This is a genomic window from Methanoregula formicica SMSP (assembly GCF_000327485.1).
Classification (GTDB): domain Archaea; phylum Halobacteriota; class Methanomicrobia; order Methanomicrobiales; family Methanospirillaceae; genus Methanoregula; species Methanoregula formicica.
Genome location: NC_019943.1, coordinates 1,914,871 through 1,933,633, shown reverse-complemented (window position 1 = coordinate 1,933,633; position 18,763 = coordinate 1,914,871). Strand labels below are relative to the sequence as shown.

The following is an 18,763-nucleotide window of genomic DNA, read 5'->3' as shown; positions in this document are numbered from 1 at the left end:
ACCTCGTTGAGCCCCGGTTGTCATAGTGGACAAGGGTTCTTTTACGGTTCTCGTGATACCGGCAGGTGTAAAAACCGCATATCGCTGCATGCAGTGCGTGATCGTTACGCCTTGAGGACAGATTGTAACAAAAGGGTGAGGATCAGGGAAGCAGGACCCGGGAGTCAGGCCGGATATACTTCCCGGCGCCGAGCATCCATGTCCCGTCGACATCCGTCACATAACTGATCTTGAGCGCGGTGGTGTTGGTCAATGGATCCCCCGTGTAATACGCGGTCATGCCGCCGCCGTTTTTTGCCTTGTCGAGGAGTTCGGCAATGTGGTGCTCGCCCACGGCGTCGGTTGCATTCCGGTGGTTCTTCCCGATCATGTCGGGGCGGTACGGCCACGCGAGCACAGTGCCGTTGTAGTCATTGGCAAAGATGTAGAGTTCGCCGCTTTTGAACATGCCATCCGGCTTATTGAACTCGGCAAGGGCTGCCTCCTTCCCGTACTTCCAGTAAAAGTCCTTTGCGCCAAGAACGAACTGCTTCAGCTGCGTATCGATGAGGCGATCCTCGCTTGTGTAGATGCCTGCCCCGATCCAGTAGGTATCGTCTACCGGGCGGACGTAACTGATCTTGAGGGCAGGGGTCAGGTTCGCGGCCGGGTCCGGGTACTGGTACAGGAGATAGCCGCCACCGGCCCGCGCGAGCTGGATCTCGATTGCCGTGTAAGGCTTTCCTGCCGGGTCTTTGACGGGCAGGAAGTCCGTACCGACTTTTTCCGGCTGGAAGGGCAGGGCGAGTGCAGTTCCCGTGTAGTCGAGGGCGTACACGTACGTGTCGGGCCCCTGCACGAACGGGCCGGACCGGTTGTTGAACGCAGCGATGGCGGCGTTCTTCCCGTTTGCCATTGCGTACGCGGCTGCGTTGTCCACGTACTCTTTGAGGGCACGGGAGCTTGCCGGGCCGGTGGCCGATGCGGTTGATTCTGCAGGTGTCGCAGGCCCGTAGTAGATGCCGGATCCCAGCCACCAGGTATCGTCAACCTTCTCGACATACCCTAGCTTCTTCTCTACGGTTTTGTTGTGGACCGGGTTGATGTAGGCATACTCAGCGAACCCGGAGCCGTTGATGGCTGCGGCCCGGAGGTCGTATATGAAGAAGTTGTCCAGCGCATCCCGCTCGTACAGCCGGTTGACGCCGATCTTCTCGGGGTTCACCGGGTGGGCGATCGTGGTGCCGTTGAAATCGTACGCATAGAGGTAGAGATCGCCGCGGACAAACGAGCCGTTCCGGTTGGAGAATTCTGTAAGAGCGGTTTCCTTGTCATGGGAGTGCGCATACGTGATGGCCTCTTTCACGAAAGCGACCATCTGCTCTTTTGTGGACCCGGTTGTGGCGGTTTTTTGGATTGTTTCCTTTTCAGTCGGAGCGGGTGCCTGCATGGCGCAGCCGGAAAAAACAGTGAGTACGGCAAGAATGAGAAGAAATGCGATGATGACACGTTCCGGTAACATGGGGGGAATTATTGAATTTACCTTTATTAAGTATTTTTACAGGTGATCGTTCTCCCCCGCAGTCTTTTTCTATTCTCCTTCGTTATGCAGCGGCAAAAACGAGCAGCGGTTCCCCGGCGGTGTCGTACAACGTCAGGACCCGGTCACGCACGCGAAGCGCCGCGGTGTTTTCCAGGAGTGAGTAATACCGGGACTCCTGGATCATCACGCCATTTTCAGGACAGTTCATCTTGGTGGTCGTGATTTCCGACACAATCATCAGGGTATCCCTCACCAGGTAGCGGGCAGAATACTGGTTACAGCCCCCGGAGCCGGTGACTTTACCATCGGTCGAAAACAGGGCGGTGACGGTTGTGCCGTCCTGGACCGGTACGGTGGCGCCACCGGGGCCGGCATAGGACTCAAGCGACCACCGGTGCTGGGTGATGGCGGTTGAGGCTGTTGCCTCCTGCCCGAAGAGATTCATGAAAAAGACCATGACGATGAGGATGCCCATGAGCACCACGGCAAGGGAGATCATATACCCTTTTGGCGTGTCGGCAGGCGAGGTCTTTTCCGTGCTGTCGTCTGATGGTTCGGGAGAATCCGGCATACCCGGTGTTCACCCGGCAATACGTTAACCGTTTCGTTTCCAGCCCTTGCGTTTGTCGAAATGCGATTGTCCGGATTTTTCTGCTCTGTTGAAATCGTTTGAAGTGATGATGGGCGCTTATGCCCCCATACCCCTGATTGTGATGAATGGCCGCCACCGACTCGATGAACCGGATGGTTCTTCTCGATTTCTTGGTTCTGATGAACCACTCAATCCCCGAAGGGCGAAGTCGAAGGCTGAGACCTTCTCCCGTCAATCCCCACTGATGCGGCGATTGACTCCCCGCGGCGGCTTTGGTTTCTTTTTATGAAATAACTCTTTGTCAGAGTATCCTTTTCAGGTAATGCCGAGGCATCGCCGGCGCCTCCGAGTCGAAGAACGCAGCCGCGTTCTTCTCATCCTCCTGGTTTTTCAAACCCGTCGGAGGCGCAAGGGGGGAATTATCCAGAAGGGGTTTTTCTGCAGAGCAGATTTTTCCGATCGCAATCTTTTACCGTTTCCGGCCGAGTTCTCAGGTATGTCCACATACCTCATTTTCGGTATCTTCCTGCTCTTTTTCCTCAGCATCCTCTTTGCCGGGTGCAGCACGGAGACCCCTGTGAAACCTCCTGTGGTAACCGTGACCGATGTCACGTTATCTGACGTCTCGCTCCGGACCCTGACGGTCAATACAACGGTGAATATCTTCAATCCCCATCCTGTCGGGGCGGACCTCATCAGGACCGCATTTGACCTGTATTATGTGAGCAGCGGATCCGACCAGTATCTCGGCCATGGCGAGCTCGCGCATATCCGCGTGAAGGAAAGTGGCAACACCTCTTTTACTATTCCGGTTAAGATCGGGACCATGCAGGCAGCACAGGCGGTCGGGACGCTGGTGAAAGACGGAGCGCTCACCGTGAAGGTGAACGGGACGGCGGCAATCGACCTGAAGGTGATGTCCTATGAACTGCCGTTTGCGCAGGAACGGGTGTTCTATCTGGAGGAGTTCACAAACCTTCTTCCGGAGATCTCGGTTGCCGGAATATCAGTCAATACATCTGAAGTGATCAGCCAGGGCCGGGAGATCATCCTGGGGACACTCCCTGAATAAGGGAAAGGGGGTCCTAGCAACAGGATCCCGGTCTATTCTTTTTTATGCCTGTGAGTGACATGGGCAAATCCGGCCCGGGTCAGAGCACCTTCAGTACCATGACCGTGATATCGTCATGCTGGGGGTGGGTGCCGGCAAATGCCACCACCTCGTGGACAATGGCATCGATGATCGCCTGCGAGGAGAGGGCTTTTGCATCCTCGACGCATTGCATCAGCCGCTCGATGCCATACTCCTCGTCCTTCTCGTTCGTTGCCTCGGTCACCCCGTCCGTGTACAGGACGACAACATCCCCGGGATGGAGCGGGATGGTGACGGACTTGAGCTCGATCTCGTCCAGCACGCCAAGAGCGATCCCCTCGGCATTCAGGAGCCTGACATTACTGGTGCCGGCGCCAAGGTACAGGGGCGGGTTGTGGCCGGCATTGACAAACATCAGCGACTTCTCCCTACAGTCAAGGACGGCGTAGAAGAGCGTGACAAACATGCTCGTTTTGGAGTCCGCAAAGATGTGCCGGTTAGCCTCGCGGATGGATCGGACCGGGTCGTCCACCGAGGTTGCGCTTGCCCGGATCAGGGTCCGGGAGAGGGCCATGAACAGGGCTGCCGGGACGCCTTTGCCTGAGACGTCTGCGATCACGAGGCCGTAGTGATCGGAATCGAGCGGTATGAAATCATAGAAGTCCCCGCCCACCTCAAGCGCCGGAAGGTTGTACCCGGCAAGATCGAACCCGGGGAGATCGGGCGCGGATTCGGGGAGGAAACTCTGCTGGATTCCCTTTGCAATCTCCAGTTCTTTTAACATCCGCTCCTTTTCGGCCGTGGTCCGTTTCAGGGTGCTGATGTACTCCCTCAGGTCAGATGCCATCCGGTTGAAGGTGTCGGCCAGTGTCCCGAATTCATCCTGCGTAGCGACCTGCACGCGGTACTCGAGGTCTCCCCGGCCAATTGCTTCGGCACCATTCCTGAGTGCGGCAAGGGGCCTTGTGAGGTATTGCGCGAAGAAATACGCGAGGATGCCGACGATTACGATAAGGATGATGGAGAGGATGAGGAAGATGGCCTGCACCGTATTCTGCTGCCGGTCAATGTGCGCTGCAACCGTTGCTGTGTCCGTGTCGATACGTGTGCTCGTTGCACGGGCAGGGGCAGTCACCTCATCGACGGGCATGACCACGCCGACGCTCCAGTTCACGCTGGTGACCGGGGCATAGGCAATAAAGCGGTCCCCGTCCTCGTACGTGACCCGGGCAATACCCGTCTGGCCGGCCACCATCTCCCGGGCAACGGCGACAAGCCCCGGGTTGTCGCTCTGGAGCAGGTTCTCCGTCACGAAGGACGCATCCCACCGCTGGTCCCCGGCAGTTAAGCCCGGGCGGGTGATGATGTTGCCGTTCTCATCGATCAGCATCGCGTACCCGCGGTCACCCACCTGCGTGCTGATGATTTTCTGGTTGATCGTCTCGATGGTGACATCGGCACCGACAACCCAGAGGCGGCCGGTGCTGTTGTCATAGACCGGCCGGGAGCAGGTGATCATGAGGCCGTGGCCGAGCAGGTCGACATAGGGATCGGACCAGGTGATGCCACCATTCTTCTTTGCATCGATGAACCAGCTCCGCAGGCGGGGATCGAACGACGCGTTCAGGCCGGTGGTCCACGGGTAGATGACCGAAACCCCGCTCTCGGTCCCGACAAAAACCGCGGAGGTCTGGGGATCGGTTGCATAAACCGGTATGAAGATCTGGGTCATCATGCCGGCTGCCTGGACTTCTTCTGAAGAGATGGTCTTTTCGGCACCGGGCGAATAAAACACCACGGAGGTTGAGAGCGGATTCTCCGGCCGCTCATCCTGCGTGGGGAGGTGAAGGTCCCGGACCATCCCGGGATTTTTATGGATCTCACCGGCGTAATACGCCATGATGTTCAGGTCGTCGCCGACCTGTTCGATGATGATATTGCTGATATATGCCTGGTCTTTTGCCAGCCTGAGGAGCGATGCCTGTGCATCGCGTTCCAGCGCTGCCGTGCTGTCCGCACTGGCACGGTTTCCGAGACTGATGCTGCTGGTTATGGCATACTGCCCGGTGTCTTCCATCTGCACAAAAGCGATGAACGCCGTGATAAGGAGGGCGCCAAGGGAAAGGGCAAGAAACGCGAGAAGGATCTTTGTCCTGACGGAGAAACTGAACCTGTCTGCACTCTTCCCGCTACTGGCCATTGTATGGAATCGGCGTTCTGTTTAAAAAAAACATTCGTATCCGTACTGCAATGGACTGCCGTTGTCCGGTTGTGATCTCCACCCGGTGTTTCTCCAATAAACCCCGAAACCTCCATTATCCCCTGCAGGCTGGCGGGAGGTAACGGCAGGTAATGGCATCCGAACCAACAATCCTTATCGCGCTTCCGGGTGAATAGTAGACCAGAGAATCATGACAGAACCTCTTGCAGGCGGCGCCCCTTCAGACGACGAACCGTGCGAGCAGTGCGGCCTCTGCTGCCGGATCTTCGGGCCCGGCATTGCCCCCTCTGCCCCCAATGTGTATGTCTGGATCGAGCAGGGGAGGACCGATATCCTGAAATGGTTCATTGCCTTCATGGAGCACGGGGATCCCGTTTCCTGTACGTGCCTGAAGACCGGGGACCTGGGGGATGTTGTCTCGTTTGAGATGCGCAACACGGAGACCGGGGAGTATCCGGCGGTCTGCCCGTTCCTGCGCCGGGTGGCAAAGACCCGGTACCTCTGCGGGATCCACGCGGTAAAGCCCGAGATGTGCTGGAACTACCAGCCGTGGGTATGGGGGGAGACCTATTTCAACCGCTGCCCCTCGCTCAAACGCACCGGCGGGAAATGCCGCTGGCCCCTCTGATCCGGGCCGGTCTCCCGTGTGGATGACCGGGGGATCTCGTCCTGGAAACCGTCGCGGGCAAAAAGTATCTTAAGTTTAAAAATAATGTCCAAGATCAAGATGGTCGGGATCCCCGGACTATCAGGTCTTCGGAAGTGCGCCCTGCCGGCAGCCGGCATTATCCTTGCTCTTATCATCATCGGCATAGCGTTCCATCTCGTTACGGCCCCGTCTCCTGCCACCCTCCCTGACTCCGGCCCTGGTTATCCCGTCTCCCTCACGGACGGGGAACGCCGCTGGATCCGCGATCATCCCGTCATCACGGTCTGCCCGGACCCGAAGTATCCTCCGTTTGAATTCTACGACGAGTCCGGCCGGTACGCCGGGATCTCGGCAGATTACCTGCAGCTCATCAGCGAGAAGACCGGCCTTGCGATAACCGATATAAAAAAAGATAATTTCAATGCCTGTGTCGAGCACCTGCGGGCCACAAACCGCACCATCCTTGGCGCTGTCTATACCTCCCATCTCAGGACGGGATACCTCAACTACACCCGCACGTATTACCAGCCGGCGCTTGTCATCCTCGCGCGGACGTCCGTCACCGGGCCGGTGACAGTCGGGAGCCTCGAAGGAAAAACCGTGGTTGCGGTGGATGGGTACACGGTTCACAAGCTTCTCCGGCACGACTATCCCGGAATCAACCTTACGGTCGTCCCGACCATCCGGGATGCCTTACGTACAGTCTCCCTCGGCAATGTCGATGCCTATGTCGGCGAGGTTGCCACGACCAGCTGGTACGTGGAGAAGGAAGGGCTGACGAACCTCCATATCGTGGGAGAGTACGTTCCGGAAGATCCTGAAACGTTCAACCTTGCCATCGGTGTCAGGAGCGATGAGCCCGAGCTGCTGGCAATCCTCAACAAGGGCCTTGCAGCAATCACCCCTCAGGAAAAGGAAGTGATAGTTGATCGCTGGATCACGGGATCCCTCCAGCCGCCCGGTATCGACAGCCGTCTGTTGCCCGCGATCATCGTGGGTTTCTGCGCACTCCTGCTGGTTGTTTTGGGTATCCTGCTCTGGAACCGGTCGCTTGCGCATGCGGTTGGGGTAAAAACAGAGGAATTATCCCGCGAACTCGATGAGCGGGGGAAGGCCGAAGCCCTTCTGCGCGACAGCGAGGAGAAATACCGGGCAATCATTGAGAACATGAAGGATGTCTTCTACCGCTCCGACGCGGATGGCAGGCTTGTGATGATCTCCCCCTCGGGAGCAAAATTGCTCGGGTATGAAACTCCCAAAGACATGACAGGCCTTGATATCGCCCGGCAGATATACTGCAACCCTGCCGACCGCGAAGCGTTTCTCGATGCCATGAATGCCCATGGTTTTGTGCTGGACTACGAGGTCTGCCTGAAGAGAAAGGACGGGTCTGTACAGTACGTCTCCACGACCAGCCATTTCTATTTCGATGCACAGGGAGAGATTGCCGGCATTGAGGGGATTTTCCGGGACATCACCCAGCGCAGGTGCGCCGAGGAGGAGATGATCCGGAAGAACACCGAGTTAATTGCCGCATACGACCAGCTGTCGCGGGCAAAAGAGGAGCTCCGCCGCAACTATGACGAACTTGCACGGAGCCAGCATGCCCTGGAGCAGGCCCGGACCAAACTCAGCCTCTTAAATACCGTCGCCCTCCAGGATATCCAGAACGCGGTCTTCACCCTCTCCGGGTACCTTGAACTGGAAAAATCCCTGGCAACCGGAGAGAGGCTGAAGTACTTCGTCGCAAAGCAGGCTGAAGTAGTGCGGGGCATCACCGAATCGCTCCAGTTCATCCGGATTTACCAGAACCTCGGGCTTACCCCGCCGCGGTGGCAGAATGTCCAGCAGGCATTCCTGATGGCGATCTCCCACCATGATTTCACCCGTCTTTCCCGCGACCTCCGGGTCAAAGGACTCGAGATTTATGCAGACTCGCTCTTTGAGCAGGTCTTCGTCTCGCTTACCGAGAATGTCCTTGTGCATGCCAAAACGGCAACGGAGATCCGGCTCCACTGGTATGAGACAACGGGAGGTCTTGTGATGGTCTTCGAAGATAACGGCCTCGGAATCGAGAGATCCAAAAAAACCGCGATCTTCGAGAAGCAGGGCACGGGCCAGGAACGGATGAGTCTCTTTCTGGTCCGCGAGATCCTGTCGGTCACGGGGCTATCGATCCGCGAGTGCGGGGAACCGGGAGTGGGTGCCCGGTTCGAGATTTTCGTCCCGCAGGGAGCGTACCGGTTTGCGGACCGGGACGGGGATCCTGCGCCCGGCAGGTGACAGTGCCTTCTGACCCTGCACTTACGAAAAGAGCGGGTGGAGGAAGAACCGGTGCTGGCCGAGCTTCCCGTCAAAGTTCGATGCGCCGATATGGCTTGCCATCCCGGTCTGTGTTGCGGCGGTTATTCCCCTTCTCATGGCATCCCTGATCGCAGTCTCGTCGGTGCCGTTCATCACGATCTCGTATATTGAGCCGACACCGTCAGGGACCAGCGAATCGGAAATCTTTCCCTTCAGCGTGGGACAGAACAGGTGGTTGGTGCTGGCCGGCATCGGGAACCGGTAGTTTTTACTTGCCACTTTCGATCCGCTCTTCACAATCCCCCCGGCAAAACTCATGATGATCCCAGGCATCCCCCGGATGGATGCGGCTGCAGCGGTTGCCGCGGCAAGGGCAGAGGGCTGGTCCTTTCCCATCACGAGGAAATTCCCGCCGGCAATACCTTTTACCGTGCCGTACCGCTCCTCGCCGATATAGTCCCCTTCCATCACCGGGATCTTCCAGCAGCTCCTGCCGCCAATGGTACACCGGTCTTCGTACCTGTCGCCGAAATAGTGCATCCGGATGGCAAACCGGGACGGGGCATCGGGCAGGCCATCGAAGGCACGGGCAGTCGGGGCCGGAAGAACGCACTGCGAGATCCGGGCAGCCACATTGGCTTTCATGTTCTTCTTCTCGGCACAGATCAGGATCGAGACTCCCGGCCTGCCGTCCGGTGTTTCACGGGAAAGGAACTCCCGCTCGATCCCTGCCTCGCAGGGACAGGCGATCTTCGATGTGGCAAAACCGGTTGCAACGGAGGCGGTGGTGTATGCCCATTCTTGTGTCGCTGCCGTAATGATGACCCGCGATAGCCAGACGGGGAACGCTTCGGCAAACGTGTCAAGGATCTCCGTTCCGTTGATCTTCATCGGTTGTCAACCCTTAAGGATATACGATGCCGTTCTCGGTGATAATGTAATCCATGCGGACATCAGTCGGGTCCAGCGGGAGCCGTTCCATCTCCTGGCAGGCAAACGCGATCCCGATCTTGCGCAGCGACGGGAATTTTTCCAGGAACCGGTCGTAATAGCCGGCACCGTACCCGATGCGTGCCCCGGTGCGGTCGAACCCGAGCATGGGGAGGATGATCGTGTCAACGTCCTCGCCCCGGGCCGGGATCTCGCTCCCGATAGGTTCCGGGACTCCGAAGGTGCTTGGCACGAGCGCAGCAAAGTCCCGCAGGTAGGTGAGGCGGAGGCTCACGTCCTCTTTGACAATGATCGGGACAACCACCGGTACGTTCCGGTCGAGAAGGCCCTGGATGATGGGGACGGTATTGACCTCCATCTCCTTGGACGTGTAGGCCATCACGGTCTCGGTGTCCCGGATATGGGGCATCAGGTGGTCGCAGATTGCCCTGCTCCTGATCAGCCGTTCCTCCGGGGTCATGGCACTCTTGCGTTCCCGCAGGATCTGCCGGATTCTGCTTTTTTCTTCCCGCATGGGCAGTAGTAGAGAACGGTGCTATTTATGTCTTTTTGGAGTATGCCCGAATCCAGTCCTGCATGGGGTAATGGTCCCCTGGCCTGCCCGGGAATGCGGGGACTTACCTGCGGGATACCGCACGGAGCGCTGTTTCTTCTGTATCGTACATGCCAAAGATGGATGCGAACCCGGAGACGTCGATGATGTGGCTGACAAACGTAGTGGGTGAGAACAGGCCAAACGGGATCCCGGCGCGTTTTGCCGCCTTTGCTGTCTCAAGAAAGATCCGCAGCGCGGAACTGGAGATGTACTTTGTAGCGGACAGGTCACAGAGAAGGGCATCCGGCTGGCGCGCCACGAACTCCCGGAACTCTTTTTCCATGTTCAGGGCCGCGACATGGTCCACGGATTCAGGAACGGAGACGATGAGTGTTTTGCCCTGTTCCCGTACCGTACACAAACCCATGATACCGGTTCCTCCAGCGTGCTGATTCAAGAATCTTTTTGGACCGTATTAAGAGTGTTGATCTGTGTTTTTAAAAATGTGCTCTCTAGAAATCCTGCGAGGGATTGTGTCGGATAGTGATGGAGCCACGGGCGTTCGGGCTCTGTCGCCCCTCGCCCCGTGAAGAATCCTTCGGATTCTTCTCATCCTCGCAGTCTGACGACGGTTCGGACCGTGGAGCATGATGTGTACAGGAATCTATGGAAGAGTCTTGTTCGAAAGGGGAGTCAGGGGCGCTTGTCCTCTTGGGCGCCCCCCTCTGGGAATCGACCAAAAGGAGGTCGAGAAGAGTGCATCAGCACTCTTCGAGCGAGAGAGGGGATCCCCTTCCTTCACCCACTGAGGGCGGGATACGAACGATTTCTCCAGAGCGCGCTATGATGCGAAGCAACATAGAACGCTGATGAAAATCCCGGGGATTTTCATACCCGCAGAAGATTGTGGAAGGATGTCGGAAACCCTGTCCTGATCCTCAGACCGATATGCGGTAATCCCCATTCCTGCAATCCGATGGCAAAAAATTATCCGGCAGCCGGGTCCGACACCCGGCCGAGGAAGAGGATTTCCCCGCTCCCGTTGTTCCGGATGAGGAAGATGAACGGGTGGTCGGCCCGGAAGACCGGCGTTTTGCCACCGGAAGGCGCCCCCCGGAGTTGCATGACAACCGCGGTTGCCGCTGCAGCCTCGGTGCCTTCTTCGTTCACGTCAATGTACGCCTTGTGGAAGACATTGCTGATGAAAAGCTCGTGCGTCCCGTCCATGCCGGAGAAATCCGCAGATCCCGGGATGAACGCCGTGGGCATCCCCATGGCAGACAGGGGTTTTGCCAGCTCGTATCCTGTCTCCATCCGGAACTTCGGGAAGTACACCTCCACCGTCCGGTGCTGTGCGCTCTCTTTGAGTGCCGAGAGGTTGCTTTCAGAAAGGGCTGCTTCTGCCAGGCGGAGGTCATTTCCTTTCGGCAACAGGACGACCATGGACAGTGATCTCTCTGTCTTCTGGGAATACATGAGTTCGATGTACTGGAGATCGGCGGTCTCCGCATACCAGTATTTCGCGTCTTCCCCACTATCCTGCATCATCCTGACTTTTGTGATCTGTCCGGTGGATGTTGTAAAACCCGCATCCCGCGTGAGATTCGCATCGAACTGCCGGGCCCAGGTTCCCTTGAAGTAGATCGCGTTGGTGATGACGAGACGGGTCAGGGAATTAATGCTTCCCTGCGGCAGGAGGTCGCGGATCTTCTTCTCGGTCTTCTCCAGAACCCACTGGTTGATGGCTGACCGGGATTCCTCCGGTGCTGCTGCAAAGTCCAGGTTTGTGGTATTTGCAGAATAGTACTGGCGGGCAGTTTCGGTAAATGACGGGAGGAACTCATAGGTCTTCTCCGCCCAGAGCGCATTGGCGGTCCGGAGCGTGTAGTCGGCACTGGCATTGTTGATCCTGGCATTCAGCCCGGCAAACCCGGTGCGGCGGGTGGCAGAATCTTTTGGGAGATGGAGGACAGAAAGGATCTCATCAGCGGTTTTCCCGTTCGCCCCTTCACCGGCTATCGCCAGTGCGGTTGAGATGGAGAAGGGGGAACAGAAGAGGTTCCTGTTGGCATTGTCCGGTATTGCTGCAAGGGCCGGGTAGAGATCATAAGCAAACCGGTTGTTTGCTTCGGCAACCGAGCTGGCATCCCCTGACGTTGTGGTCGCGCCGGGTGATGGTGAAGGAGTGACAACTGCGGTCTCCCCGGGGGACGGGGCAGGGGAAACGATCGGGCCGGTGCAGCCGGCCGCGAGAAGGGCGGCAATGATGAGGATCACGAGGATCCCTGCGGGGAGGAATTCTTTTTCCATAGATCCGGTTTTATCTGTGGGGAAAATATATGTGGCGATGAGTGCGGATTATTTCGCAGTTTCCGCTGTCAGCTCATGAGCGGAGGGAGCTGGCCGTGCAAAAGACCACAAAGACTCATGTATCAGACACGCAAAACCAGAGTGTAATCATGACCGGGGAAAAGAAGTGTGCACGGTGCAGGAAGGACGCGATCGGCTTTGAGTCCTTTGGCTGCTGTGCTGCCTATGTCTGCAGCGATCACGCATCTTCCCTTCTCCTGGATCTTGCGCCCGGCACGAAACTGTCATCGGGAGAATGTTACCTTGAACGGTTTTCCCCCTCAAAAGACGTGCCCGGTCACGGGAGCGGGTGATCCGGTTGCATTCTTTGGATCCATCCCTGAAAATCTCCCTGACCCCCTCCCTGCGCTATACCGTGCTTTTCATAGCGCTGCTTGCCGGGTTTATCACCCCCTTTGACGGTTCTGCGGTAAACATCGCGCTCCCGTCCATCAGCGCGGAGTTCCACATGGATGCAGTCTCCCTCTCGTGGATCTCGACTGCGTACCTCCTTGCTGCGGCGGTCTTTCTCGTCCCGTTCGGCAGGATTGCCGACATCTATGGCAGGAAACGGGTTTTTTTGTACGGCATCGGAATCTTCACCATATCTTCATTCCTCGTAACAATGGTTCCCACCACGACTCTCCTCGTCCTGGCCCGGACCCTCCAGGGGTTCGGCGGCGCCCTTATCTATGGCACCAGCATCGCCATCCTCACCTCGGTCTTTCCCACCGGGGAGCGCGGGAAGGCACTGGGGATCTATGTGACGGCGGTCTTTGTTGGTCTCATGGCCGGGCCGCTTCTCGGTGGCCTGCTCACCGATTACTTTGGCTGGCGGAGCATCTTCTTTGTCAACATCCCCCTCGGGATCATGGCCTGTCTCCTCATTGTCACCAAACTTGACGGCGAATGGGCGGAGTGCGCGGGGGAGTCCTTTGATTTCACCGGGTCAGTGCTGTACGCGCTCGCCCTCATTGCCCTGATGTACGGGTTCTCGGAAGTGCCGGGCATGGCAGGCCTTCTCCTTATTCCTGCCGGCCTTGTCATCGGTATGGTCTTTGTCTGGTACGAGACGCGAACCCCCTCCCCCGTCCTTGACATGCACCTCTTCACGACAAACCGCGTTTTCACGTTCTCGAATCTCGCCGCCCTGATCAATTACAGCGCAACCTATGCCGTGACCTTCCTCTTAAGCCTCGATCTCCAGTACACAAAGGGATTCTCCCCGGAATATGCCGGCCTGGTCCTGATCATCCAGCCGGCGGTCATGGCGCTTTTCTCGCCTGTTGCCGGCCGGCTCTCCGACCGGATCGACCCGCAGATCGTTGCATCGGCCGGCATGGGGCTGGGTGCCATCGGTCTCTTCCTGCTCAGTTTCCTGTCCGCGTCAACGCCCCTCTCGTATATCATCATCTGCCTCGTCATCTTCGGCGCCGGCCTGGGCCTCTTCTCGTCCCCGAACATCAACGCCATCATGAGCGCGGTCGAAAAACGGCAGTATGGCGTTGCGTCCGGCATGAACGGCACCATGCGGGTCATCGGGCAGATGCTCTCGATGGGGATTGCGATGATGATCTTTGCGCTCGTTCTCGGGCGCGTGGAGATCACGCCGGAGTTCTACCCGCAGTTCCTCACCAGCCTCCGGTATGCCTTTGTCCTCTTCACCGTCCTCTGCATCATCGGGATCGGCGCTTCGCTGATGCGGGCAAAGAAGCCGGCATGATCCGGCGGGTGCCGCAGGTTGCATTTTCCGGAAACCGGTAGGAGAAAGCTCTTATTCCGGATCAGACTATCCATCCTGTATGATGAAACCTGACACCACAAAGGTGGAGGATTCTGATGCAAACGTGCAGACCTGCATGAAGTACTGCGGTTCCTGCCCGAGCTACCGGCAGAACGCCCTCAGCCGGTACGAGCCCGGCTGGCTCTTCTGTTCCCGGGGGACGTCGGCTGCACCCCGGATGAAAGAAGCCGGCTGCTTCTGCCCGGCCTGTGAGCTCTTTGCCCGGCACAGTCTTGTCATCGGGCATTTTTGCGAACGGCACTGACGGCTTTCGGGAGGGACGGTTCACGCGGGAGGTGGGGGAGAGCGCCCCCGCAGGAGTGACTGGGCTCCCGCGAAGAAAAAAGGGCAGGAACACTATCAGAGGTCCTGGACCGGGACTGCACTGTTTGCGGGATGCCGGCCCAGAGTACGGGAGAGGGTGATCCCGAGCGCCTCCCGGAGCACGTCTTCGACCGACTCCACCGGCACGAACGCGAGGTCTGCGCGCACGTCTTCCGGCACGTCTTCAAGGTCGCGGAGATTCTCCCGCGGGAGGATCACTTTTTTTATCCCTGCCCGGTGGGCTGCGAGCACCTTCTCCTTGATCCCGCCCACCGGCAGGACCGATCCGGAAAGCGTGATCTCCCCGGTCATGGCAAGTTCCGGATCCGCCGTCTTCCCGGTGATGAGCGACGCGAGCGCGGTAAACAGCGTGACCCCTGCTGACGGGCCGTCCTTGGGTGTTGCACCGGAGGGCACGTGGATGTGGATGTCGCTTGTCATGAAGTCAAAGCCGGTCTGCTGCCCTGCAAGCCGGGACCGGATCAGGGAGAGCGAGATGGTCGCCGACTCCTTCATGACGTCCCCGAGCTGGCCGGTGAGGGTGAGCTTGCCGGTGCCCGGCATGAACGTCTCTTCGATAAAGAGGATCTCGCCCCCGACCGGCGTCCAGGCAAGCCCGGTGACAACGCCCGGGACCGGTTCTTTCCGGATTACCTCCTGGCGGATCAGTTCCCTGCCAAGGACCGTGCCCAGGTTCTCCACCGTTATCGTAAAAGGCTTTTCTGTCTCCCCTTCAACGATCTTCTCGGAGACGTACCGTGCGGCTTTCGCCAGCTGTTTCCTGAGCCAGCGGACACCTGCCTCCCGGGTATACTTGTCGATGATCATCTTTGTGGCCTCATCATCGAACCGGAGGGTGTCGGCATCGAGGCCGTGCTCGGCGAGGACTGCCGGGATGAGATGGTCTTTTGCTATGGCGAACTTCTCGTTCTTGGTGTATCCCGAGATGGGGATCTGTTCCATACGGTCGAGGAGCGGTGCCGGGATGGTTGCAAGCGTGTTGGCCGTTGCAATGAAGAGCACGTCCGAGAGGTCGTACGGGACTTCGAGGTAGTGATCCGAGAAGGTGCTGTTCTGCTCGGGGTCAAGGACTTCGAGGAGTGCGCTTGCCGGGTCGCCCGCGTAGGACGAGGCCAGCTTGTCGATCTCGTCCAGCACGAATACCGGGTTTTGGGTCCCGGCTTTCCGGATACCCTGGATGATCCTGCCCGGCAGGGCACCGACATAGGTACGGCGGTGGCCCCGGATCTCGGCCTCGTCCCGCACGCCACCAAGGCTGATCCGGACGTACTTCCGGCCCAGCGCCTCGGCAATACTCTTCCCGAGGCTCGTCTTGCCGGTCCCGGGCGGGCCGGAGAAGAGGAGGATGGATCCCTGCTTCTCCTTTTTGAGTTTCATGACCGCGAGGTGCTGGATGATCCGCTCCTTCACCTTCGCGAGGCCGTTGTGGTGGCTCTCCAAAACCTTTCGTGCCTCTTTGATGTCAATGCTCTTCTTTTCTTCCGTTGTCCAGGGCAGGTCGAGCAGCAGATCGAGCCAGTTCCGGATCACGGAACTCTCATGGTTCTGCGGCCCGCCCGTCTCGAGTTTTCGCAGCTCTGAAAGTGCCTTCTTTTTTACGTCCTCCGGCATTGTCGACTGCCCGATGCGCTCGCGGTACCCGCTGTCTGCCGCCGGGCCGTCCTCTTCGCCCAGTTCCTCCCGGATTACCCGCATCTGCTCGCGGAGCATGGCCTCCCGGTTGGATTTGCCAACCCGGTCGGAGACTTTCTTTGCCATCTCCATCCGGATCGCGATCGTGTCCCGGGTCCGGATGAGGAGTTCGAGGAACGTGATGTACCGCTGCCGGACCGACGAGATCTCGAGAAGCGCCTGCTTCTCCTCAACGCTGACCGGGAGGAAGGGCATGACGAAGCCCAGCACCTGGTCGATCGAGTCCATGCTGTCGATGGGGCGCGTGAAGTGCTCGGAGCCCGAGAACCGGCTGCTCGTCTCGTGGATGGTGAGCTTGATGTCGGCAAGGATCCGTTCCTGCAACTCTTTCTCGATGTCCTGTTCGTCCGGCAGTGACCGGTAGGTGGTATAGAACCGCCCCTCCCGCTCCATTATCGCAAGAGCGGTCACTCTCTCGACGACTTCTGCGCAGATGATATAACCGTCGTCGGATGGCTCTACGTGCACCACCTCCAGCAGGTTTCCGGTCCGGTACAGGGACCCGGCAGTCAGTTCGGATGCCCTGACTCCGCTCCTGACGGTGAGCGCCACCGCGTGGGCGGCTCCGGTTGTTCCTTCTGCTTTCAGGATCAGGTCTCCGGTTGTCCTGTCCACCCCGAATTTTGTCTGTGTCTGGGGGTAGACGACCAGCTCGAAGAGCGGGATGACCAGCGTCTCTCCGGGTGTGTCTTTTGTTGTGGTTTGCATTGTCTCCTCAATCATTTAGTTCGAATTTACCTAACTTTTCTCCCGGCGAAAAAAATTACCGGACCTTCCGCAGGATCCTGACCAGCAGGTCCCGTTCCTGTTCATCGAGCGCATCCAGCATCCGTTCAGCAACCCGTTCAAGGGCCGCCTGTTCGGCCCGGGCGATCATACGGCCCTTGTCCGTGAGCCGGATATACTGGATCCGGCGGTCATCGGGACACGGCTCGCGGTACACGCAGTCCATCCGGACGCAGCGGTTGATCATCTCGGTCACCGTGGGCTTTGATGTCCCGGTGAGCTCGGCAAGCCTGCTGAACGTGACCTCGCCCTGTTCATTGATCACTTTCAGGTACGCGATCTGCTTTACGGTCATATCGGAGAGGCCGCATTCGGAGAAGACAGAGCAGGAACATTCGTTCTTGATCTTCAGCAGCCCGCCTAATGCATTGTACAGCTGCTCCTCTGTCTCGTCCATGCTCCGATCGAAATTAGTTAGGGTGTGCCTAATAATAAAACTGGTGATCCGGGACAGGATCTCCACCCTACCTGCCAAAGGACAGGAAAAAAGGATCAGAGGATCTTTTTGCCGGTATCCGCCCCGGGCCTGATGCTGTAGACCCCGGTCACCTTCAGGACAACAGCGGACTTGGGCTTCAGCTGGGGACGGAGCTCCTTCATTCAGTCAACGTCGTCTGAAAAGACCTTGTCGTCCGTGTGGATGGTCACGGTCCCTTTCACCTGGAATCCTCCCTTGTCCCCCCACCAGGTGACCGCCACGTTCGGGTTTTCTTTCATGTTCGCTAAGGTCTTGTTAAAGAACTGGTCGGAGATGAGGAGCGTTGCCTCGTCAAGGAGCTTGAACGCCCCCACCGGCACCGCGTTGGGGATCCCGCTCTTTGACGCCGTTGCAAAAAAGACAATCTTTGTCCCTTCAAGGGACTCCTTAACCTCGCTGCTGAGTGCAACCGTGATCATTTCACCCTGCCGGGTTACTTCACGGGAATGGCACATAGGTGTTTCCTTCTGCACGACGCCGGATCGCTCCAGGGAGAATAAGCCCCGTACCCATCGCCCCAGGTGAGGACTGATACCCTCCCCTCATGCCGGATGACGGGAGGGAAAAATAAAAAGATCTATTATCCATAAATTCCCACCTTTTCCATCATGTTTGAATCCAGCAAACCTGTCATCGAAGATACCGAAGAGAACCGGAAGATCTGCCGGAACTACTGTACGCGGTGCCCGAATGCCAAGCACCACTGCCTGGACAAGCACCAGCCCACCGAGCTCTTCTGTGCCCGCGGCCCCTCTTCGGCAACATCCATGAAGATGATGGGGTGCTTCTGCCAGGCCTGCGAGATCTACATAAAGAACCACCTCCGTGGCGGGTTCTTCTGTGTGCGGCGATAATCCCTTTTTTTTAATCAGACCTGCTGTTACCTTAACTGATCCGGTATTTGGGCAACCTGCATTATTCCGGCTGCCGGGTTTACGTTTCCCCTCATAGCATCACGAATACCGCGGCAAGCAGAAGTATGCCCAGCGCGATGAGAAGCAGCCGGAACCACAGTCGTTCAGAAAGGGGGACGATCTCGGTCAGGTCCCAGGGACGGGAACGCAGGATCTCCGATCTGCCGAGCAGCCGGTTCCACAGGGATGTCATGGCACACGACCCGGCAGGTGCCGGCCTGCCTGCACCTTCCGCCCGGGGAATGGTTTCTCCGGCCGGCAGGAGAAAAAAGACCTCAGGATACCCTTGGATATCGTATCCATCGCTGGAAAAATGCGGGAGTCTCTGGAAAATGCCGTTAAACCGTCAACCATGTGATACAGGTCTCAATGGCGGTTGAGCTGTTGAATCTATGTATTCAGGACCCGCTCTCAGGATTCCGCCCATCATTGTATTTACCTTGAACACCCAATATTATACAGTCATTATCGGTTTTGACACCCGCGATCCGTGCAGGACTAAAAGAGATCCCCTGCCCGCTCTGTACTCCGCAAGACCTTTTCTGATAA

Annotated in this window: 18 protein-coding genes; 7 read left to right on the top strand and 11 right to left on the bottom strand. The window is 58.0% G+C overall.

The window, feature by feature from the left end:
* Positions 1 to 142: 142 nt before the first annotated feature.
* The gene (locus METFOR_RS09685) at positions 143 to 1,501 is read right to left on the bottom strand and encodes a cache domain-containing protein (protein WP_015285956.1); all 1,359 of its coding nucleotides are present in this window, start codon (positions 1,499 to 1,501) and stop codon (positions 143 to 145) included.
* 82 nt (positions 1,502 to 1,583) lie between these two features.
* Positions 1,584 to 2,093 (bottom strand): META domain-containing protein, encoded by a 510-nt coding sequence (locus METFOR_RS14600; protein ID WP_015285955.1) that lies wholly within the window; start codon positions 2,091 to 2,093, stop codon positions 1,584 to 1,586.
* Positions 2,094 to 2,610: 517 nt separating this feature from the next.
* Between METFOR_RS14600 and METFOR_RS09675 the strand changes: the two genes are divergently transcribed.
* Positions 2,611 to 3,186, top strand: coding sequence for an LEA type 2 family protein (locus tag METFOR_RS09675; protein ID WP_015285954.1), 576 nt, complete (start codon positions 2,611 to 2,613; stop codon positions 3,184 to 3,186).
* Positions 3,187 to 3,265: 79 nt separating this feature from the next.
* On the opposite strand, the gene METFOR_RS09670 is transcribed toward METFOR_RS09675, so the two are convergent.
* Positions 3,266 to 5,407 (bottom strand): SpoIIE family protein phosphatase, encoded by a 2,142-nt coding sequence (locus METFOR_RS09670; RefSeq protein WP_015285953.1) that lies wholly within the window; start codon positions 5,405 to 5,407, stop codon positions 3,266 to 3,268.
* 211 nt (positions 5,408 to 5,618) lie between these two features.
* Here METFOR_RS09670 and METFOR_RS09665 point away from each other — a divergent pair, with 211 nt between their 5' ends.
* Both METFOR_RS09665 and METFOR_RS09660 read left to right on the top strand, forming a co-directional pair.
* Positions 5,619 to 6,056 carry a hypothetical protein gene (locus METFOR_RS09665; protein WP_015285952.1) on the top strand — a complete coding sequence of 146 codons (438 nt, stop codon included), beginning with the start codon at positions 5,619 to 5,621 and terminating at the stop codon, positions 6,054 to 6,056.
* A gap of 84 nt (positions 6,057 to 6,140) precedes the next feature.
* Positions 6,141 to 8,360 (top strand): transporter substrate-binding domain-containing protein, encoded by a 2,220-nt coding sequence (locus METFOR_RS09660; RefSeq protein ID WP_015285951.1) that lies wholly within the window; start codon positions 6,141 to 6,143, stop codon positions 8,358 to 8,360.
* 21 nt (positions 8,361 to 8,381) lie between these two features.
* Here METFOR_RS09660 and fhcD read toward each other — a convergent pair whose 3' ends face one another.
* The 4 genes from fhcD to METFOR_RS09640 form a co-directional block, all read right to left on the bottom strand.
* On the bottom strand, positions 8,382 to 9,272 hold the full coding sequence (gene fhcD, locus METFOR_RS09655; protein WP_015285950.1) for a formylmethanofuran--tetrahydromethanopterin N-formyltransferase: 891 nt from the start codon (positions 9,270 to 9,272) through the stop codon (positions 8,382 to 8,384).
* 13 nt (positions 9,273 to 9,285) lie between these two features.
* A complete protein-coding gene (locus tag METFOR_RS09650) occupies positions 9,286 to 9,846 on the bottom strand; it encodes a 5-formyltetrahydrofolate cyclo-ligase (protein WP_015285949.1) in 561 nt (186 codons plus the stop codon).
* Between the two features lie 103 nt (positions 9,847 to 9,949).
* On the bottom strand, positions 9,950 to 10,294 hold the full coding sequence (locus METFOR_RS09645) for an STAS domain-containing protein (protein ID WP_015285948.1): 345 nt from the start codon (positions 10,292 to 10,294) through the stop codon (positions 9,950 to 9,952).
* Positions 10,295 to 10,854: 560 nt separating this feature from the next.
* Positions 10,855 to 12,177, bottom strand: coding sequence for a serpin family protein (locus METFOR_RS09640; RefSeq protein WP_015285947.1), 1,323 nt, complete (start codon positions 12,175 to 12,177; stop codon positions 10,855 to 10,857).
* A gap of 149 nt (positions 12,178 to 12,326) precedes the next feature.
* On the opposite strand from METFOR_RS09640, the gene METFOR_RS09635 reads away from it, so the two are divergent.
* The 3 genes from METFOR_RS09635 to METFOR_RS09625 all read left to right on the top strand — a co-directional run bounded on the left by METFOR_RS09635 (position 12,327) and on the right by METFOR_RS09625 (position 14,264).
* Positions 12,327 to 12,530, top strand: coding sequence for a hypothetical protein (locus tag METFOR_RS09635; RefSeq protein WP_015285946.1), 204 nt, complete (start codon positions 12,327 to 12,329; stop codon positions 12,528 to 12,530).
* Positions 12,531 to 12,544: 14 nt separating this feature from the next.
* Positions 12,545 to 13,939, top strand: coding sequence for an MFS transporter (locus tag METFOR_RS09630; RefSeq protein ID WP_199483983.1), 1,395 nt, complete (start codon positions 12,545 to 12,547; stop codon positions 13,937 to 13,939).
* A 79-nt stretch (positions 13,940 to 14,018) separates the two neighbouring features.
* Positions 14,019 to 14,264, top strand: a complete 246-nt coding sequence (locus METFOR_RS09625) for a DUF2769 domain-containing protein (protein WP_015285944.1) — start codon at positions 14,019 to 14,021, stop codon at positions 14,262 to 14,264.
* Positions 14,265 to 14,359: 95 nt separating this feature from the next.
* On the opposite strand, the gene lon is transcribed toward METFOR_RS09625, so the two are convergent.
* From lon to METFOR_RS09610, 3 genes are all read right to left on the bottom strand, one after another.
* Positions 14,360 to 16,759: an endopeptidase La gene (lon, locus tag METFOR_RS09620; RefSeq protein ID WP_233504388.1), complete on the bottom strand. Its 2,400-nt coding sequence runs from the start codon at positions 16,757 to 16,759 to the stop codon at positions 14,360 to 14,362.
* Positions 16,760 to 16,799: 40 nt separating this feature from the next.
* Positions 16,800 to 17,219, bottom strand: coding sequence for a MarR family winged helix-turn-helix transcriptional regulator (locus METFOR_RS09615; protein ID WP_015285942.1), 420 nt, complete (start codon positions 17,217 to 17,219; stop codon positions 16,800 to 16,802).
* A gap of 203 nt (positions 17,220 to 17,422) precedes the next feature.
* On the bottom strand, positions 17,423 to 17,773 hold the full coding sequence (locus METFOR_RS09610; RefSeq protein WP_233504386.1) for a pyridoxamine 5'-phosphate oxidase family protein: 351 nt from the start codon (positions 17,771 to 17,773) through the stop codon (positions 17,423 to 17,425).
* Positions 17,774 to 17,908: 135 nt separating this feature from the next.
* Here METFOR_RS09610 and METFOR_RS09605 point away from each other — a divergent pair, with 135 nt between their 5' ends.
* Positions 17,909 to 18,154 (top strand): DUF2769 domain-containing protein, encoded by a 246-nt coding sequence (locus METFOR_RS09605; RefSeq protein WP_015285941.1) that lies wholly within the window; start codon positions 17,909 to 17,911, stop codon positions 18,152 to 18,154.
* Positions 18,155 to 18,245: 91 nt separating this feature from the next.
* On the opposite strand, the gene METFOR_RS15605 is transcribed toward METFOR_RS09605, so the two are convergent.
* Positions 18,246 to 18,407: a hypothetical protein gene (locus tag METFOR_RS15605; RefSeq protein WP_015285940.1), complete on the bottom strand. Its 162-nt coding sequence runs from the start codon at positions 18,405 to 18,407 to the stop codon at positions 18,246 to 18,248.
* Between the last annotated feature and the right edge of the window lie 356 nt (positions 18,408 to 18,763).